The sequence below is a fragment of the Nonomuraea rosea genome (assembly GCF_039539705.1).
Taxonomy (GTDB): domain Bacteria; phylum Actinomycetota; class Actinomycetes; order Streptosporangiales; family Streptosporangiaceae; genus Nonomuraea; species Nonomuraea rosea.
The window spans coordinates 118,562-135,789 of the sequence record NZ_BAABDQ010000040.1 but is presented as its reverse complement, the minus strand read 5'-3'; the positions used below and the strand labels follow the sequence as shown (position 1 = coordinate 135,789).

16 protein-coding genes and 2 rRNA genes are annotated in these 17,228 nt (G+C 69.7%); 11 read left to right on the top strand and 7 right to left on the bottom strand.

Features of this window, described 5'->3' with window-relative positions:
- Both ABEA43_RS53335 and rrf read left to right on the top strand, forming a co-directional pair.
- Positions 1-119, top strand: a 23S ribosomal RNA gene (locus tag ABEA43_RS53335); the annotation flags it as partial.
- Between the two features lie 141 nt (positions 120-260).
- A 5S ribosomal RNA gene (gene rrf / locus ABEA43_RS53330) occupies positions 261-377 on the top strand.
- Here the strand turns inward: rrf and ABEA43_RS53325 are convergent.
- Positions 366-1,232 carry an SAM-dependent methyltransferase gene (locus tag ABEA43_RS53325; RefSeq protein WP_345574403.1) on the bottom strand — a complete coding sequence of 289 codons (867 nt, stop codon included), beginning with the start codon at positions 1,230-1,232 and terminating at the stop codon, positions 366-368. The genes rrf and ABEA43_RS53325 overlap by 12 nt on opposite strands.
- Positions 1,233-1,641: 409 nt before the next feature.
- Between ABEA43_RS53325 and ABEA43_RS53320 the strand changes: the two genes are divergently transcribed.
- Together ABEA43_RS53320 and ABEA43_RS53315 are read left to right on the top strand one after the other, a co-directional pair.
- Positions 1,642-3,507: a hypothetical protein gene (locus ABEA43_RS53320; RefSeq protein WP_345574401.1), complete on the top strand. Its 1,866-nt coding sequence runs from the start codon at positions 1,642-1,644 to the stop codon at positions 3,505-3,507.
- A gap of 53 nt (positions 3,508-3,560) precedes the next feature.
- Positions 3,561-4,526, top strand: coding sequence for a hypothetical protein (locus ABEA43_RS53315; protein WP_345574399.1), 966 nt, complete (start codon positions 3,561-3,563; stop codon positions 4,524-4,526).
- 245 nt (positions 4,527-4,771) lie between these two features.
- Here ABEA43_RS53315 and ABEA43_RS53310 read toward each other — a convergent pair whose 3' ends face one another.
- On the bottom strand, positions 4,772-5,698 hold the full coding sequence (locus ABEA43_RS53310; RefSeq protein ID WP_345574397.1) for an MBL fold metallo-hydrolase: 927 nt from the start codon (positions 5,696-5,698) through the stop codon (positions 4,772-4,774).
- A gap of 110 nt (positions 5,699-5,808) precedes the next feature.
- On the opposite strand from ABEA43_RS53310, the gene ABEA43_RS53305 reads away from it, so the two are divergent.
- A complete protein-coding gene (locus ABEA43_RS53305; protein WP_345574395.1) occupies positions 5,809-6,219 on the top strand; it encodes a single-stranded DNA-binding protein in 411 nt (136 codons plus the stop codon).
- A 936-nt stretch (positions 6,220-7,155) separates the two neighbouring features.
- On the opposite strand, the gene ABEA43_RS53300 is transcribed toward ABEA43_RS53305, so the two are convergent.
- Positions 7,156-8,646 carry a DUF1015 family protein gene (locus ABEA43_RS53300; RefSeq protein WP_345574393.1) on the bottom strand — a complete coding sequence of 497 codons (1,491 nt, stop codon included), beginning with the start codon at positions 8,644-8,646 and terminating at the stop codon, positions 7,156-7,158.
- A 119-nt stretch (positions 8,647-8,765) separates the two neighbouring features.
- Between ABEA43_RS53300 and ABEA43_RS53295 the strand changes: the two genes are divergently transcribed.
- On the top strand, positions 8,766-9,188 hold the full coding sequence (locus tag ABEA43_RS53295) for a tetratricopeptide repeat protein (protein WP_345574391.1): 423 nt from the start codon (positions 8,766-8,768) through the stop codon (positions 9,186-9,188).
- Positions 9,189-9,700: 512 nt separating this feature from the next.
- Here ABEA43_RS53295 and ABEA43_RS53290 read toward each other — a convergent pair.
- Positions 9,701-10,141: a TipAS antibiotic-recognition domain-containing protein gene (locus ABEA43_RS53290; protein ID WP_345574389.1), complete on the bottom strand. Its 441-nt coding sequence runs from the start codon at positions 10,139-10,141 to the stop codon at positions 9,701-9,703.
- A gap of 79 nt (positions 10,142-10,220) precedes the next feature.
- Here ABEA43_RS53290 and ABEA43_RS53285 point away from each other — a divergent pair, with 79 nt between their 5' ends.
- Positions 10,221-11,192, top strand: a complete 972-nt coding sequence (locus ABEA43_RS53285; RefSeq protein WP_345574387.1) for an HAD-IIA family hydrolase — start codon at positions 10,221-10,223, stop codon at positions 11,190-11,192.
- A 21-nt stretch (positions 11,193-11,213) separates the two neighbouring features.
- Here the strand turns inward: ABEA43_RS53285 and ABEA43_RS53280 are convergent, their stop codons facing one another.
- Genes ABEA43_RS53280 through ABEA43_RS53270 form a run of 3 tightly spaced genes read right to left on the bottom strand, consistent with a single transcriptional unit; the run spans position 11,214 to position 13,157 of the window.
- Positions 11,214-11,990, bottom strand: a complete 777-nt coding sequence (locus ABEA43_RS53280) for an ABC transporter permease (protein WP_345574385.1) — start codon at positions 11,988-11,990, stop codon at positions 11,214-11,216.
- A complete protein-coding gene (locus ABEA43_RS53275) occupies positions 11,990-12,751 on the bottom strand; it encodes an ABC transporter ATP-binding protein (protein ID WP_345574383.1) in 762 nt (253 codons plus the stop codon). Before ABEA43_RS53275 ends, ABEA43_RS53280 begins: the two co-directional genes overlap by 1 nt.
- 58 nt (positions 12,752-12,809) lie before the next feature.
- Positions 12,810-13,157 (bottom strand): SCP2 sterol-binding domain-containing protein, encoded by a 348-nt coding sequence (locus ABEA43_RS53270; protein WP_345574381.1) that lies wholly within the window; start codon positions 13,155-13,157, stop codon positions 12,810-12,812.
- A 126-nt stretch (positions 13,158-13,283) separates the two neighbouring features.
- On the opposite strand from ABEA43_RS53270, the gene ABEA43_RS53265 reads away from it, so the two are divergent.
- The 4 genes from ABEA43_RS53265 to recN all read left to right on the top strand — a co-directional run bounded on the left by ABEA43_RS53265 (position 13,284) and on the right by recN (position 17,166).
- Positions 13,284-13,607 carry a hypothetical protein gene (locus ABEA43_RS53265; protein ID WP_345574379.1) on the top strand — a complete coding sequence of 108 codons (324 nt, stop codon included), beginning with the start codon at positions 13,284-13,286 and terminating at the stop codon, positions 13,605-13,607.
- Complete coding sequence (locus tag ABEA43_RS53260) at positions 13,604-14,416, top strand: TlyA family RNA methyltransferase (RefSeq protein WP_345574376.1); 813 nt, start codon at positions 13,604-13,606, stop codon at positions 14,414-14,416. The genes ABEA43_RS53265 and ABEA43_RS53260 overlap by 4 nt, the downstream gene beginning before the upstream one ends.
- A complete protein-coding gene (locus ABEA43_RS53255) occupies positions 14,413-15,312 on the top strand; it encodes an NAD kinase (protein ID WP_345574374.1) in 900 nt (299 codons plus the stop codon). Before ABEA43_RS53260 ends, ABEA43_RS53255 begins: the two co-directional genes overlap by 4 nt.
- 144 nt (positions 15,313-15,456) lie before the next feature.
- Positions 15,457-17,166 (top strand): DNA repair protein RecN, encoded by a 1,710-nt coding sequence (recN, locus tag ABEA43_RS53250; protein ID WP_345574372.1) that lies wholly within the window; start codon positions 15,457-15,459, stop codon positions 17,164-17,166.
- Positions 17,167-17,228: the final 62 nt, after the last annotated feature.

Here is a 17,228-nt window from a genome sequence, read left to right as displayed (position 1 = left end):
AGGTCTCCCACCATGAGAGTGGGTAAGGCTCCCGGTAGACGACCGGGTTGATAGGCCGGAGGTGGAAGCACGGTAACGTGTGGAGCTGACCGGTACTAATAGGCCGAGGACTTGACCACAAAGCATATTGCTTTGGTGTGTGCTGCGCTCTGTTACTCTTCGCCGGGTCCGGAGCCGCGCCACACCAAAGAAATACTCTTGCTCGCGTCCACTATGCAATTCTGAAACAACAAGCAGTTCGCTTGTCAGTTTCATAGAGTTACGGCGGTTATGGCGGGAAGGAAACACCCGGTTACATTCCGAACCCGGAAGTTAAGCTTCCCAGCGCCGATGGTACTGCACTCGGGAGGGTGTGGGAGAGTAGGTCACCGCCGGACAATCTTTGATACGAAAAAGCCCCCGACCAGCACGGTCGGGGGCTTTTTTGCTTTCTGCCGTCGGTTTTGGCGGCGTTTCCGCGCGTCCACAGGCTCAAACAGCGTCCGGCGCCCCGACGTCACAGGGCGGACGACGAACACGCCCCAGCCCAGATACCGGCGGCCGTACTCCAGATGTGCGCGGCGGCTCTGGGCGAGGAAACCACGCATGGCCGAGGCATCGGGATCCGCCGGGTTGTCGCGGAGCCAGTCGCTGATGGTCCACCACTGGCTGGCGACGTACCTGTCCCAGCTGTCCTGGTTGGCCATGACCATCTCCAGGAGCTCGAACCCGGCCGCTTCGATGCTCTCGGCCGTACCGGCCAGTGAAGTGACCTCCTCCGACATGCCGAGGGCTGCACTGGCCTCCGGCGGGGGCGGGGAAGCCCAGTAGCACTCGCCCACCAGGGCGATGCCCTCGGGGCGTAGCTGCGGGCGCAGGAGCGACAGGGTGCCCTGCAGGCCGCCGCCGATCCAGGTCGCGCCAATACAGGAGACGATGTCGTACGGCTCGGAAGTGTCTTTGTAGGTGCCGGCGTCCGCTTCTATGAAATCGACCCTGTCCGCTACACCGAGGTTTTCTGCACGAGATCTGGCGTCGTTCAGAAAGACTTTGCTGATGTCCACGCCGACGCCTCGCAGGCCGTAATCGGCTGCCCATCTGGAAAGCATCTCACCTTTGCCGCAAGCGAGGTCCAACTGCCGGGCACCAGCGGGAATGCGGCAGATCACGCCCAGGAGGTCGAGCTTGTCGTCCGTCAGCGGGTTCAGAATCCGGTGGCGCGACTCGGCTATTTCATGGAAGCGAAGTGACATGGTGAGGAGTCTCACGGGTGGCGCGTTATCGGGCCACCCAATATGTGGCGTCGCGTCAGGCTCGTGGACGTTCCGCGGCTTGCTAGGCTGGAGGGAGCGGGCCACCCCCACGGGTGGCCTTCGTCGCGTAAGGCCCGCGGTGCGGGCGGCGACCAGCCGCGGTGGGCCGCGTTGTGAGTCCGCTGGGTGAGCCAACGAAATGGACCAGAAGTGAACAGAGATAACGGATCGGACGGCGGACAGCGCGGGCGCGGCGACTACGGGGACAGGCGCTCCGGCGGAGGTGGCGGTAGCAGCGGCCACGGCTCGCGAGGGCGAGACTCCGGTGGGGACCGTCCGTTCCGTTCTGGCGACAGGTCGGCCTCCTCCAGTCGCGGGGACAGCCGGCCACAGCGGGACGAGGGTCCTCGTGAGGACCGCGGACCGCGTCGCGAGGGTGAGGAGCGTCGTCCGTTCCGCGATCGCGATGATCGTGGCCCGCGCCGTGAAGGCAGTTCCGGCGATCGCGGCGAGAGCCGTTATGGCGACCGTGGCCCCCGCCGTGAGGGTGGATACCGGGATAGCGCTCCTTCCAGGCGTGAGGGAGACGACCGAGGGCCGCGCGGTGGCGACCGGCCTGCCTATCGGGACAGGGACGATCGTGGTCCTGCTCCTCGTCGTGAGGGTGGCTTCGGCGACCGTCGTGAGGGTGCTTCGGGGCCGCGTCGCGAGGGTGGTTACGGTGGTGACCGTGGGCCGCGTCGTGAGGGCGGTTACGGTGATCGCGGTCCTCGTCGCGAGGGTGGCTTCGGTGCTGGTCGTGAGGGTGGTTCGGGGCCGCGCCGTGAGGGTGGGACCGGCGACAGGGGTCCCCGTCGCGAGGGTGGGTTCCGTGACGACCGCGGGCCGCGTCGCGAGGGTGAGGAGCGCCGTCCGTTCCGGGACCGGGACGATCGTGGTCCTGCGCCTCGTCGCGAAGGTGGCTTCGGCGACCGTCGTGAAGGTGCTTCCGGGCCGAGTCGCGAGGGTGGTGACCGTGGTCCCCGCCGCGAGGGCGGTTACGGTGATCGCGGACCGCGTCGTGAAGGTGGCTTCGGTGATCGCGGTCCTCGTCGTGAGGGTGGCTTCGGTGCTGGTCGTGAGGGTGGTTCGGGGCCGCGCCGTGAGGGTGGGACCGGGGACAGGGGTCCCCGTCGCGAGGGTGGGTTCCGCGACGATCGTGGGCCGCGTCGTGAGGGCGGCTCGGGTGATCGTCCCGAGCGGAGCTATGGCGATCGTGGTGAGCGAGGCTCCGGTGACCGTGGGCCCCGTCGCGAGGGTGGTTACGGTGGTGACCGTGGCCCGCGTCGTGAGGGCGGTTACGGTGATCGCGGTCCTCGTCGCGAGGGTGGCTTCGGTGCTGGTCGTGAGGGTGGTTCGGGGCCGCGCCGTGAGGGTGGGACCGGCGACAGGGGTCCCCGTCGCGAGGGTGGGTTCCGCGACGACCGCGGGCCACGTCGCGAGGGTGAGGAGCGCCGTCCGTTCCGGGACCGGGACGATCGTGGTCCTGCGCCTCGTCGCGAAGGTGGCTTCGGAGACCGTCGTGAAGGTGCCTCGGGGCCGCGTCGCGAGGGTGGCTTCGGCGACCGTCGTGAAGGTGCTTCCGGGCCGAGTCGCGAGGGTGGTGACCGTGGTCCCCGCCGCGAGGGCGGTTACGGCGACCGCGGACCGCGTCGTGAAGGTGGCTTCGGTGCTGGTCGTGAAGGCGGTTCGGGGCCGCGCCGTGAAGGTGGGACCGGGGACAGGGGTCCCCGTCGCGAGGGTGGGTTCCGCGACGACCGCGGGCCGCGTCGTGAGGGCGGCTCGGGTGACCGTCCCGAGCGGAGCTATGGCGATCGTGGTGAGCGAGGCTCCGGTGACCGTGGGCCCCGTCGCGAGGACGGGCAGCGTGATTCCCGGCCGTTCTCGCGTGACGACCGCGATGAGCGTTCCTCGGCGGGCACTCGTGCTCGTTACGGCCGATCCGACCGTACGGACGAGGCCCCGCAGCGCGAGCGGCTACCTGAGGTCGCGGACGACATCACTGCGGACGAGCTCGACAAGGAGGTGCGCGAGGAGTTGCGTTCCCTCCCCGGCGACCTCGCCGAGCTGGTGGGCCGGCACCTTGTGGCCGCCGAGCGAGCGCTCGAGGACGACAACCCCGAGCAGGCGCACGAGCACACGAAGGTGGCACGCAGGTTCGCGGCACGCATCGGTGTCGTACGCGAGGCCGCGGGCATCGTCGCCTACCATGCCGGGCACTTCTCCGAGGCGCTGAGCGACCTGCGGGCTGCTAGGAGGATGACGGGTTCGGAGGCGTACCTGCCGATCATGGCCGACTGCGAGCGCGGTCTCGGCCGTCCGGAGCGGGCCATCGACCTTGTACGTTCGCCGGAAGCCGAGCGCCTCGACAGGGCCGGCCGCATCGAGCTGACCATCGTCGAGTCCGGCGCCCGCCGCGACCTTGGGCAGAAGGACGCCGCCGTAATCACCCTCCAGCGCCTACCCGAGCTGCGTGACCCGCAGCCACGGCCCTGGTCGGCACGGCTCGCGTTCGCATATGCGGATGCCCTTGCCGATGCCGGGCACGAGGACGCGGCCACCGACTGGTTCGGGCGGGCTATGGCGTTCGACGACGATGGAGAGACGGATGCCGCGGAGCGGTACGCCGAGCTGACCGGAGCCGTCATCGAGGACGTCGAGGAGGACTCCGAGTACGAGGATTCCGAGGACCTGGAGGGCTCCGACGAGTCGGAGGACGCTGAGGACCTGGGCGACTACGTCGACTCTAAGGGCTCCGCCGATTCCGCAGACTCGGACGACGCGGAAGACACGGAAGACGTGGACGACGCGGATGACTCCGAGGGCTCCGACGACTCCGAGGACCTGGACGACTACGTCGACTCCGCGGATTCCGAAGACTCCGAAGACTCCGACGAATCGGATGACGAGGAAGACTTCGAGGATTCCGAGGACGACGCCGACGACGTGGACGACCTCGACGAGGACGACGAGGACGAAGAGGACGAGGAAGCGGCTGACGCTGCGGCTCTCGCCGAAGCCGGTGACCTGCTGGCCGCGAAGCCGGACGAGTCCCGTCCCGCGGACGCCGTGCGTGCGGCCCAAGCGGACTCGGCCGACGTTCCGGACGCCTCCGCCAGTCAGCGGCCGACGTCAGGGACGCCGGAACAGGCCGACCTGCCAAGCATCACCCCGGCGTTCATCGAGCCCAACTTCGGCGACACCTCGGACGAGTCCGACGAACCGACCAGGGACCAGTCCAAGACGGACAACTGACGCCACGCTCCGCCGTACCGGGATGATCCGGTACGGCGGAGCGCCGGCTCGATACCCACGGTGATCCGGGTGCACGATGCCCCGGCAACTGAGTGAAACAGCATTTGCCGGCAGCCGGGGTAGGGCGGCGGCCTAAGGCGGGCAGCACAGCAAGGGGCGCACAGGCGAGACGGTGACCCCCGTGCCGGGACCGAAGCCGACTGCGCCGGGCAACGTATAAGCCCAGGCATGCACCCAGTACGAACTTACGGTGAGACGCGGTTGAGCCAGTGGAGGATTCCCGCGACGTTCGACGGTGCACCGCTCAACAACTCGAACTGCTCAGCCGTCGCATCATCGGACTTCAGCGCGCTGTAACGCTCCTTCGTCCGGTCCCTGACCATGGCGATGGCATGGTCCAGATCCATGCCCTCAGAATGGGCCTGCCGGGTGAGATCCACCCAGATGCGCAGCTCCTCCGCAGATCGTTCGAGCGTCTCCTGAACGGCGTCGACCGGCCCATAATGGCTGAACAGCAACCGCTGCGGTCCAAGCGCCCCGAACAACGCGATCGAGTCGAGCGCCGTCTGCAGGTCGAAGTCCGGCGGAGGGGTCGCGGGACGCAGATCGCCGGTCTCGGGCAGATAGACCCCAGCCGCGTCGCCAACGTACAGATCACCGGTGGCGGAATCGATCAGTCCGACGTGGTGCTTGGCGTGACCTGGTGAGTAATGGCTGCTCAACGTACGCCCGTTGCCCAGGTCGATGGCGCCGGTGTCGCCGAGGGCGATGATGCGTTCCGCGTCGGTCGGGGACAGCTCACCGAAGAGCGTGTCGAGCCGGTCACCCCAGACCATTCTGGCGCTGGCCATCAACCGGGACGGATCGGCCAGATGGCGGGCGCCCTTCTCGTGTACGACGATCTGTGCGGATGGGAAGAACTCAGCGATGTCGCCCACTCCACCGGCATGATCGAGGTGAATGTGGGTCACCACGACCGTGGACAGATCCTCCGGGCCGACACCGAGCGAGGCGAGCGCGTCGCGTACCACCGGGGCCGAGGTCGACGTACCCGTCTCGACCAGGCACGGTCGGTCACCCAAAATCAGGTAACCAGCGGTGATGCCGGAGTATCCAGCCATTTTGGTGTCGATTTCATAGACGTCGCCGCCTAGCGCGGTGATGTTGTCCACAAGCCCTCCCGAGCGTGCAGCCGTTATCCCCAGAACGACGTTCGAGCCGATCCGGCCTCCCCCTCATCGTAGATAGTGATCTCCATCAGAGCACCGATAGGAGGACGACAGTGGACCGAAACGAGGTCTTGCTGGTGGGACGGCTGTCAGCGGCGGTCGAGGAGCACCCATTGCCGAGCGGCGACACCGTGACGAAGTGGCGCATCATCGTCCGCCGCCGACGGCACAGAAAGGGAGCTGCTCTGACGGACAGCATCCCCTGCATCACGTTCGACCCCGAGACGGCCGCCATCGTTCGCGGCCTCAAGCCCCGCGACTACATAGAGGTGACGGGAGCCTTCCGCTGCCGCGTCTTCGGCCCGTCGGCCGCCAAGATCTGGAGGTACGAGGTGGAAGTGAGCAGCGCCAAGCCGTTCGAAGCCGAGATCCCCGAGCCCGAGGTCCCCGGCCCCGACGATTCCAGCGAGCTCCTCAGAGCCTTGATACCCCGGCAGATGGCTTACCTGGCGCCGGCGAGCTGACCCAACCCGCAGGCACGTGAGCCTGACCACGGACACGCGGACGTTGAACCGCAAGCCCGTGGACTGAGTCACCGGCATGCGGGACTCAGGCCAGAGGTACGTGACTCCCACGGGCACGCGGACTCCTGAGTCGCGGACGTGGATATGGACGCGGGCGCGGACGTTGGGCTAAAGGGCATGTGAGCCGTGGACCGAGGGTGCGGGCGTTGGGCTGCGAGTGCGGTTGCGGTTGCGGGCGTTGGGCTGCGGACCTGTGGGCTCCTGAGTCGCGGGCACGTGGGCTGGACTGCGGGCGTGTAGTCACGCGAGCTGCGGGTGCGGGCGTTGGGCTAGGGCGTGTGGGCCGTGGGCCCAGGGTGCGGGCGTTGGGCTGCGGACCTGTGGGCTCCTGAGTCGCGGGCGCGGGCTACAGGGCGTGTGGGGTGTGGGTGCCAAGGTTGGGCTGCGGGCCTGTGGGTTCCTGGGCTGCGGGCACGTGGGTTGGGCTGCGGCGTGTGGTCTCGCAAGCCGCAGGCGCGGGTCGAGTTACGGGCATGTGGTCTCGCGAGCCACGAGCACGTGGACTCAAGCCATGGGCAAGTCGGCCCAGGTCACGGGCGCGTAGCCGGTCCGCTGGTGATCCTTGCCGCTCGTCGCCCTGCCGTGGTGCGCCAGTGAGGCCAGGGCTGGGTGCGTGTGGCGGATCGCGCGGAGTGCTCCGTAAAGCGGAGTGCTTTATAAGGCGGATTGCTTCCGTAAGACGGTCTCGGCCCGGGGGGACGTCCGGGCGGCCGCCAATGCCGCAGTCCGGATGGTCGCCGAAGCCGCCCGCGGATGGTGGCCGATGCGGCCCCTAGTTGGTCGCCGAAGCCGCCCCGGTTGGTCGCCCGATGCCGCACTTGGTTGGCTGCCAAAGCGCAGTCTGGGTGCCTGTCGAAGGGTCGGTGGCTGGGTGCCTCAGTCGATCGCGAACGTACGAAGAACCAGGCCGGTCCTTGGCTTGGGGCCGAAGGAGGTGGATTTGCGGGGGACGCGTTCGCCGCCGGCGGCGACGGCGCGCACGTCGTCGGCCGCGAGCGGCTTGAGGATCACCGCCGTGCCCCCGGTACGGACGGCCAGTCGCACGGCCGCTTCCACGTCGTGGTGCACGATGCGTACGGTCTGCTCGTCGTCGTGCATGCCCCACACCTTGGGCAGGACGAACTCGGTGAGGACGGAGGTGTTGAGGGAGTTCCAGTGGTCGGAGTGGTCGGCCGGCATGGCGAGGGCCAGCTGCACCGGGTCGGGGTTGGTGAGCAGGTGCGAACCGCCGCCTTCCGCACCGGCGAGCAGGAAGGCGGGCTCCTGAGCCTCTTCCAGCGCGGCCAGACCCTGGGCCACATCGTCGTAGTCGTCAACGTGCCACGAGCCCTTTGCCTTCGCGGTCGCCTCGGTCAAGGGGAGGCCGGGGATGACGCGGTGGATGGCTTTCAGGTTGGGCGGGTACGCGGCGGAGTCGACGAGCAGTGCCAGGCCGAAATCCCACGGCCTGCCCGCGTGTTCGACCGGAGGTTCGGCTGTGCGTCCCGGCGTCTTTTCGGTGGCTGCCGGGGCTCGGGTGTTTGGGGATGCTGAGGTGCTTGGGGATGAAGGTGCCGGTTGTGGGGTGTGGCGGGGCTTGCGGGCCGCGCGCTCCTGGCGTTGGAGTACACGGTAGGTCGCGTACCGGTGATGGCCGTCGGCGATCAATGCCTGCCTGTCGTGGAGGTCGGCGTTGATCGCGGCGATCTCCGCCGGGTCAGTGATCGCCCACAGGCGGTGCGTGAGCCCGTCTTCCGTGTGCGCCGAGACGAGCGGGCGTCGTTGCGCCGCCACCTCGTTCACCAGCTCAGTGGTGGTGCCGTTGCCGCCGTCGTAAAGGAGGAAGATGGGCTCGAGGTTGGCCTGAGTGGTGCTCATCAGGGCGAGGCGGTCGGCGATGGGACCCGGGACGACGTCCTCGTGGGGCAGGATGATGCGCCGCCCCGGGTCGACCAGGCCCACGTCCCCGATCAGGCCGCGTTGCAGGATGTCGGGTCCGCTCTGCTCGTACACGTAAAGGGCCGGCACGTCGTCCGGGACCAGCACGCCCGCGTCCAGCCAGGCCTTGAGTGTGTCCCTGGCCTCGGCGTACCGGCCTTCGAGCGGTGCTTCGCCCGGTTGGGGAGGTGCGCCTGTACGGGAGGGCTGGGTGCTCTGTGGCGGAGGCGCGTCCCCGGCCGGTGGGGCGGATTGCTTGCGGGAGGAGCAGGGAAGGATGAGGCGGACGACGTTGTTCGGGTGAGAGTCCAGGAGGGCGCCCACGTCGGCGTCGGAGATCAGGTCGTATGGCGGGGAGGTCACCTTTGCGGGATCTTCGACAGCGAAACGTACGCCTCGGAAGGGCCGTAGCACCAGTCCATCGGGCACCGGCAGTTCAGGAATCCCCATACCGGGCATGCTCCCATAAATGCTTGCGCCTTCCGGAAGTCGCCCCAGTTTTGCAGACGTGCCGTCCCCGCAGCAGGGCGGGGCAGGGCCGTCGTTCTGCGATGAAGGAGTCCTCACGCATGGCTCAGGATGGAAACGTTCACGATGAGACGTCGGGTGCCCCCGGGGGCGGTGTTTACGACTGGTATCAGCGTGGCGTCAAGTTGCTGAAGGAGGGCAGCCCTGCAGCTGCCGCCGCCTTGCTCGAACGGGCCGCGGCGGCCGAGCCCGAATCGCGGAGCATTCTGGAGGCGTTGGCGCGGGCACAGTTCAACTCCCGGCAGTACGCGGAGGCGGCCGCTAGTTTTCGCCAGATCGTGGACGCCAATCCGGCTGAGGATTATGCCTATTTCGGGCTGGGGTTGGCGCTGTGGCGTACCGGGGACGTCGAAGGGGCTCAGGAACCGCTGGCCATCGCCGTGGCCATGCGTCCGGATGAGCGGCATTACGTGTCGGCTTTGAAGAGTGTGCGGGCCACTTTGCGTGCCCGGCGGGAAATGTAGGCGCCGGTTGGTCGAATGTCGGTGTCGGCCGGCCGGCCGACCGGTCGCTTCCTTCTCGCCGTTGATCGGTGTCGTCCGTGGGGTTGTGCACCGATTTGATGGGCGTTCGTGCATGGTGGCGTGGTCCCGGGGCTGCCTCACGTCAGGCCCGTGGTCCTCTGGGCGCTCTCACGTCAGGCCCGTGGTCCTCTGGGCGCTCTCGCGCCGGGCCGTTGGCCCCCGGGCCGTCTCGCGCCGGGCCGTTGGCCCCCCGGGCCGTCTCACGCCAGGCCGTTGGCCCCCCGGTCGCCTTGCGCCAGGCCGTTGGCGCCCGGGGGTCGTTTCACGCTAGGGCGGTGGTCCCCGGGGGCGGGCTCCCGAGTCGGCCCAGGTCCTGAATCTCCACGAAAGGCTCTCTCGGTTCAGCCACGCCCCGCCACTGCGCTGGGGCCTGCTGTGGCGGGCCGCCGGGTCCGCGTGTTCGCCGAGGCGGCGCCGGAGAGTGCTCACGGGAAGCCAGGGCCGACCGGCGGCTATGCGTGGTGGCGGGTGGCGTTGGCGGTGATGGCGGACTCGAAGTACGCCGCCAGCCCCGGCGCCGTCCGGTCGATGCTCGCCGTGAACCGGGCATCGTTCACGTACATGTCCCCGAGACCGCGGTGGATCTCATACGTGCAGTCGTAGCACCAGCGGGTGAGGTGGGCCCGGTGCTCCTCCGCCAGGTCCATGGCCTCCTCGCCGTCCGCGGCCGCGCCCGAGCGCATCGCCTCGGCCATACGGGAGGAGAGATCCGCCGCTTCCGCGGTGAAACGCCGCCAATCGTCCTTCGTGAACGTGGACATCCGGCGCATCGAGTCCGTCCAGGGCTGCGTGCCGCCCCATCGCTGTTCGGCCTCCGCCGCGTGGTCATCGGGGTTGAAGCCGCCGAACAGCTCCATGCGCTCCTCGGCGGTGAGGCCGGGTTTCGCGGACATGGTCGTCCTTCCTGTCAGGTGGGTACAAGGGGGACGCTAAAGTCTCACGCGGCGTGAGAGTCAAACGGGAAGAGGCGCTGTGCTGATCGACGGCTATGACACCTTGCTGCTCGACCTGGACGGCGTGGTCTACCTGGGGAGTCATGCGGTGCCGGGGGCCCCGGCGGCATTGGAGCGGGCGCAGGAGCACGGGGTGCGGCTGGCGTACGTGACGAACAACGCCTCCCGCACCCCCGCCGCCATCGCCGCCCACCTGCGCGAGCTCGGCGCGCCCGCGACGGCCGCCGACGTCGTGACCTCGGCTCAGGCCGCCGCCCGGCTGATCGCGGAGCGGGTTCCGCCCGGCGCGAACGTGCTCGTGGTCGGAGGGTCCGGGTTGCGGCTGGCCGTACGGGATCGAGGGCTTCGGCCTGTTTCTACCGCCGCCGAATCGCCCGCCGCCGTGGTGCAGGGGATCGCGCCCGGTCTGTCGTACGGACTGCTGGCGGAAGGGACGCTGGCGGTGCGGCAGGGGGCGTTGTTCGTGGCGTCCAACGCCGACAGCACCATGCCCACCCAGCGGGGTGAGCTGCCGGGCAACGGCGCGATGGTACGGGTGATCGCCGCCGCCACCGGGGTGGAGCCGATCTACGCGGGCAAGCCCGATCCGCCCCTGCATCGGGAGTCGATGATCCGTACGCGGGCGAAGCGGCCGCTGGTCGTCGGCGATCGGCTGGACACCGACATCGAAGGGGCCGCCAACGCGGGCGTCGAGAGCCTGCTGGTGCTGACGGGGGTGGCCAGGCCGGTCGACGTGCTGACGGCCGAGCCCCGGCATCGGCCGACGTACGTGGCCGAGGACCTGGGCGCGCTGCTCCAGCCCTACCCCGAGGTGCGCGACGGCGCCTGCGGAGGATGGCGGGCCGCGTGGGAGGACGGGGCGCTGCGGCTCCACGGCGACGGCAGCCGGATCGACGGCCTGCGCGCCGCCTGCGACGCGGCCTGGGCGGCGGCCGGTTCGGGGCGGACCGAGGAGGATGCGGTCAAGCCCGTTCTCGACCGTCTTGGGTGAACGCCGCCCGATCGGCGCGTCTCATGCGATGCGTTCGCTCGTCTGGCGGGCGAACTGCCAGGCGCCCACGGCCAGGAGCAGCGCCGACGCCACCACCAGCACGCCCAGGGCCAGCGGCACCCCGCTGCTCCACCCCCGCAGCACCAGCAGGCGGATCGCCTCGATGGCGTACGTCAGCGGATTGACCCGCGCCACCGCCTCCATCCACCCGGGCATGGCCGACAGCGGCACGAACGCGTTGCTCATGAACAGCAACGGCAACGACGCGAACCCCGTGACCGCGAAGAACGTCCCGTGTGAGGGCACCGCGCACGCCAGGGCCATCGCGGCGGCCGTCAGCGCCAGCGTCAGCAGCCCCGTCGCCACCAGGATCGCCAGCACCCCGAGCGCGCCCGAGGCGGGACGCACGCCCAGGACGAGCGCAACCAGGAGGATCACCAGGACCTGGGCCGAGTTCATGCCCACCTGGAACACGAACCGCGACACGATCAGCGAGCTGCGCCTGATCGGCATGCTGAGCAGCTTGTCGAGATAGCCCGTCTCCTTGTCGAACAGCAACGGCATCGCCGCCGTGATCCCGTTGCCCACCACGGTGAAGGCGATGACGCCCGGCACCGCGAACGCGATGTAGTCACCGGTGCCGACCACCCTGGCGTCGACCGCGCCGCCCATCGCCCCGGCGAAGAACACCAGCCACACGGCCGGCTGCAGGACGCTGAACAGCAGGTTCAGGCGCTCCCTGAGCACCATGAGCAGCCAGCGCCTGGAGAGCGCCAGCACCTCCTGCGACCACATCATCAGCTCTCCTCCCGCAACGCGTGCCCGGTGTGCTGGAGGAACACCTCGTCGAGCGACGGCGTCCCCAGCGCGGCCTTCAGCTCGGCGGGCGTCCCGCTGACGACCTGCCGCCCGTGGTCGATGATGGTCAGCCGGTCGCAGAGGCGGTCCGCCTCGTCCATGTAGTTGGTCGCCAGGAGCACGGTCATCCCTTGGGCGCACAGCGATCGGATGTGGTCCCAGACGAGGTGCCGTGAGCGTACGTCCAGGCCTAGTGTCGGTTCGTCGAGTATCAGGAGCTCGGGACGGTGCAGCAGGCCGCAGGCCAGGTCGAGGCGCTTCTGCATGCCGCCGGAGTATTCCTGCACGAGCCGGTCGGCGTGCTCCGACAGCCCCACCAGCTCCAGCACCTCGCCGACCCTGGCCTTCACCCGCCGCCTCGGCACGTGGTAGAGCGCGGCCTCGATCTCGGCCTTCTCCCTGCCGGTCAGCATGTAGTAGCCCATGGGAGAGACCTGCTGCATCACGTATCCGATGCGCCGCCGCACCTCCCCGGCGGCCCGTACCACGTCGAACCCGCACACCCGCGCCGCGCCCCCGCTCGGCGGGAGCAGCGTGGACAGCATCCTGATCGTGGTCGTCTTGCCCGCGCCGTTCGGGCCGAGCAGCCCGAAGATCTCTCCGGGCCCGATCGCCAGGGCGAGGCCGTCGACGGCGAGGTGATCGCCGTACGAGCGGCTCAGGCTCTCGGCGTCGATGATGAGACCCATTTGTTCGCCCATCGCCTAATAGTTAACGCGCTCATTAAATAACTAGGCGGTGGGGCGGGTCAACGGCCTGTCAGATCAGCCTCCTCAGCCGCAGCAGGTCGCCGAAGCTGGCGTCGATCTTCACCCGGCCTCCGAGCAGCGCGCGGGCCAGGTCCAGCCGGCCGTCCACCAGCGCGATCAGGTCGTCGCTCGCGACCGTGAGCTTGACGTCGGCCGGCTTGCCGTCCGCCGGAGCCTCCTGCGTGAACGGGTCGAGCCCCCCGTGGTGCAGCCGGCCGTAGAAGATCACGTCGAGGTCGGGAACCCGGCAGCTGAGCGTGCGCTCAACCACGTGCTTGGCACGGTCCTCCTCATCGATCTCGTCGAACTGGGCGACGAGCTTGACCAGTGCCGCCCGGCACTCCTCGACGCTTGCCATGATGCGCATCCTTTCTTCCCTTTGCGGACCGTAGCGTTCCACATCAGTAGCACCCCCGTATGAGCTTCAACGCGTGACACGCCTGCCAAGGTCCCGGCCGCTCGCGGGAGGCGTTACGGTCGAGTCATGAGTGAGCTTCCGGAGGGCACCGGCGACGAGAGGGTCGACGCCATCGTCGCCGCTCTCGGGCCCCTGGGCGAGCTGCCGGTGAGCGAGCACGTGGCCGTCTTCGGAGAGGCGTTCTCGGGGCTCGAGGCGACGCTCGCCGCCGCAGGCGACGACGAGCTGCCCTCGGGTGGCGACGAGCTGCCCTCGGGTGGCGACGAGCTGCCCTCGGGTGGCGACGAGCTGCCCTCGGGTGGCGACGTGCGGTTCCCGGCCGGCGACGTGCGGGGCGGAGGCGTAGCGGGCGGGCAGGCCCGCGGCGAGCAGGCGGAAAGACGCCGGTGAGCCGCAGGATCCGTCTCGACAGCGAGCTGGTACGCCGCGGCCTGGCCAGATCGCGGGAGCAGGCCGCCCAGCTCATCGAGGCCGGCCGGGTCACCGTGGGCGGGCAGCAGGCGCACAAGGCGGCCACCCAGGTCGACACGGCCTCCGCCATCGTGGTGACCGCCTCGGCGGACGGGCCCGACTACGTTTCGCGAGGAGCGCACAAACTGCTCGGCGCGCTCGACGCGTTCAAGAGCCTGACCGTGGAAGGCCGCCGCTGCCTCGACGCGGGCGCGTCCACGGGCGGGTTCACCGACGTGCTGCTGCGCCACGGCGTCGCACACGTGCTGGCCGTCGACGTCGGCTACGGTCAGCTCGCCTGGTCGCTGCGCACCGATGAGCGCGTGACGGTGATGGAACGCGTCAACGTCCGCGACCTGACTCCCGACCTGGTCGGCGAGCCGCCCACGCTGGTGGTGGGCGACCTGTCGTTCATCTCGCTGCGGCTGGTGCTGCCCGCCCTGGTCGCGGTCGCCGCCCCGCGCGCCGATTTCGTGATGCTGGTCAAGCCGCAGTTCGAGGTGGGAAAGGAACTCGTGGGGGCAGGTGGCGTAGTGCGCGACCCCGAGCTGCGGGCGCGCTCGGTGCGCGACGCCGCGGCCAAGGCCGTGGAGCTGGGGCTGACCGTGCGCGGCGTGACCGCGAGCCCGTTGCCCGGGCCGTCGGGAAATGTGGAATATCTGCTCTGGCTGGGCAAGGGAGAGGGCGAGCCGCCGGTCGCCGACCTCGATGCCGAGATCCAGCGCGCCGTCGCGGAGGGGCCGCAATGAACCGGACCGTGCTGGTCGCCGTACACACCGGGCGTGACGCCGCCATCGAGAGCGCCCGCCTGGTCATCAACCGGCTGGTCGACGCCGGCATCACCGTCAGGGTCCTCGACAGCGAGTGCGAGGAGATCGGCTGCGGCGGCGCGGAGGCGGTGCCCGGCGACCCGGGCGCGGCCAAGGACGCCGAGGTCATGATCGTGCTCGGCGGCGACGGGTCGCTGCTGCGCGCGGCCGAGCTGGCCAAGCCCGCGGGCACGCCGCTCCTGGGGGTCAACCTCGGGCACGTCGGATTCCTGGCCGAGGCCGAGGTCGCCGATCTGGCCGCGGCCGTCGACAGCGTCGTCGCGGGCCGCTACGACGTCGAAGAGCGCATGACGATCGATGTTCTCGCCAGGCAGAACGGCCGGGTGCTCGCCGACACGTGGGCGCTCAACGAGGCGACCGTCGAAAAGCAGGAGCGGATGCTCGAAGTGGTCGCCGAGATCGACGGCCGGCCCCTGTCGCGCTGGGGCTGCGACGGCGTCATCTGTGCCACGCCGACGGGCTCGACCGCATATGCCTTCTCGGCCGGCGGGCCGGTGGTCTGGCCCGAGGTGGAGGCGCTGCTCATGGTGCCGATCAGCGCGCACGCGCTGTTCGCCAGGCCGCTGGTGGTCTCGCCGCGCTCCACGCTGGCCGTCGAGATCCTGCCCGAGACGCCTGGCGGCGTCCTGTGGTGCGACGGCCGCCGCCGGTTCGACCTGCCGTCGGGTACGCGGGTCGAGGTGCGCAGGAGCGCGGACCCCGTACGCCTGGCGCGATTGCACGGTGTGGAGAGCACGGGCGCGCCGTTCACCGACAGGCTGGTCGCCAAGTTCGAGCTGCCTGTACAAGGGTGGCGCGGAAGGGTGCGGCCCTGAGTGAATGACGGGGAGAGCGCGTAGGATCACGTGGGCACGGTGGGCCGCGTCCGGCGGTCCATAGCCGGTAGCGGCGTCTGCGGCCGCCGGCGTTCGGAGACGATCCGTGTGGTCATCGGACACGGCAGCGAACGGGAGTGGGCAGTGCGACCAAGGGTCGAGGAGGTCCGCATCCAGGGGCTCGGCGTCATCGACGAGGCGGTCCTTGAGCTCTCGCCGGGCTTCAACGTGGTCACCGGCGAGACCGGGGCCGGCAAGACCATGGTCGTGACCGGGCTCGGGCTGCTGTTCGGCGGCAGAGCCGACCCTTCGCGCATCCGGCCGGGGGCCGATCGGGCCACCGTCGAGGGCACGCTGGTCATCGAGAGCGGCGGGCGCGTCGCCCAGCAGGTCGAGGACATCGGCGGCGAGGTCGAGGACGGCGAGCTGATCATCTCCCGCACGGTCTCCGCCGAGGGCAGGTCCAGAGCCTGGCTCGGCGGGCGCACCGTGCCCGTCGGCACCCTGACCTACCTGGCCGACGACCTGGTGGCGGTGCACGGGCAGATGGACCAGCAGCGGCTGCTGCAGGCGGCCAGGCAGCGCGCGGCGCTCGACCGCTATGCGGGAAACAAGCTGGTCAAGCCGCTGCGGGCCTACTCTCAGGCGTACAAACGGCACAAGCAGGTGGGCGCGCTGCTCGACGAGCTGACCACCAGGGCCAGGGAGCGGTCGCAGGAGGCCGACATGCTGCGCTTCGGCCTGGAGGAGATCGAGAAGGTCGATCCCAAGCCGGGCGAGGACGCCGAGCTGCGCGGCGAGGAGGAGCGGCTTTCGCACGCCGACGCCCTGCGCAGCGCCGCGACGACCGCGCACACCGCGCTGCTCGGCGACCCGATGGAGGCGGCGGGCAGCCCGCACGACGTGATCTCGCTGCTCGGCGAGGCGCGGTCGGCCGTGGAGACCGTACGCGACTTCGACGCTCAGCTCGCCGGGGTCGCCGACCGGCTGGCCGAGGCCGGCTACTTGATCTCCGACGTGGCCACCGACCTGGCGGCGTACGCGGAGTCGATCGAGGCCGATCCGGCGCGGCTGGCGTCCGTGCAGGAACGCCGATCGGTGTTGACCAGCCTCATCCGGAAATATGCGGTGGACAGCGCGGGGGTGCTGGCCTGGGCTCAGCAGGCCGCCGGCCGTCTGACCGAGCTCGAGGGCGACGACGAGCGCATCGAGGAGCTGACCCGCGAGTACGAGGAGCTGACCGGCCGGCTCACCGAGCTGGCCGCTGAGCTCACCGCCGTGCGCGTGGCCGCCGCCAAGCGGTTCGGCCAGGCCGTGACCGAAGAGCTGACCGCGCTGGCCATGCCCCACGCCAGGGTCGTGGTCCAGCTCACCAGGAGCGCGGAGTTCGGCCCTGAGGGCGTCGACGAGGTGGAGCTCCGGATGGCCGCGCACCCCGCGGCGCCGCCGCTGCCGCTCAACAAGGGCGCCTCCGGCGGCGAGCTGAGCCGGGTCATGCTCGCGATCGAGGTCGTGTTCGCGGGCGCCGATCCGGTGCCGACCTTCGTGTTCGACGAGGTCGACGCGGGCGTGGGCGGTAAGGCCGCGGTCGAGATCGGGCGCCGGCTGGCCAGGCTCGCCCGCACCGCACAGGTGATTGTCGTCACACATCTGCCGCAGGTGGCGGCGTTCGCCGACCAGCATCTGGTCGTCGAGAAGGCGAGTGACGGCAGCGTGGTGCGCAGCGGCGTCGTCACGCTCAACCATGAGGGCCGTGTACGCGAGCTTTCCCGGATGCTCGCCGGGCTGGAGGACTCCGAGCTGGGTCGTGCGCATGCCGAAGAACTGCTGGGGCTGGCAGCCGCAGACAGGTGATCCTGGGTGACATAGCGGACACGCCGCGTCATGCGTGGCCTCTGCGCTGTTTCGCTCTGGCA

Coding starts and splice junctions, on each gene's coding strand:
- ABEA43_RS53295 (WP_345574391.1), top strand. CDS start 8,766: ATGGCTCAGGATGGAAACGTTCACGATGAGACGTCGGGTGCCCCCGGG.
- ABEA43_RS53325 (WP_345574403.1), bottom strand. CDS start 1,232: ATGTCACTTCGCTTCCATGAAATAGCCGAGTCGCGCCACCGGATTCTG.
- ABEA43_RS53270 (WP_345574381.1), bottom strand. CDS start 13,157: ATGGCAAGCGTCGAGGAGTGCCGGGCGGCACTGGTCAAGCTCGTCGCC.
- ABEA43_RS53265 (WP_345574379.1), top strand. CDS start 13,284: ATGAGTGAGCTTCCGGAGGGCACCGGCGACGAGAGGGTCGACGCCATC.
- ABEA43_RS53300 (WP_345574393.1), bottom strand. CDS start 8,646: ATGGGGATTCCTGAACTGCCGGTGCCCGATGGACTGGTGCTACGGCCC.
- ABEA43_RS53275 (WP_345574383.1), bottom strand. CDS start 12,751: ATGGGCGAACAAATGGGTCTCATCATCGACGCCGAGAGCCTGAGCCGC.
- ABEA43_RS53290 (WP_345574389.1), bottom strand. CDS start 10,141: ATGTCCGCGAAACCCGGCCTCACCGCCGAGGAGCGCATGGAGCTGTTC.
- ABEA43_RS53255 (WP_345574374.1), top strand. CDS start 14,413: ATGAACCGGACCGTGCTGGTCGCCGTACACACCGGGCGTGACGCCGCC.
- ABEA43_RS53280 (WP_345574385.1), bottom strand. CDS start 11,990: ATGATGTGGTCGCAGGAGGTGCTGGCGCTCTCCAGGCGCTGGCTGCTC.
- ABEA43_RS53315 (WP_345574399.1), top strand. CDS start 3,561: ATGGCCGACTGCGAGCGCGGTCTCGGCCGTCCGGAGCGGGCCATCGAC.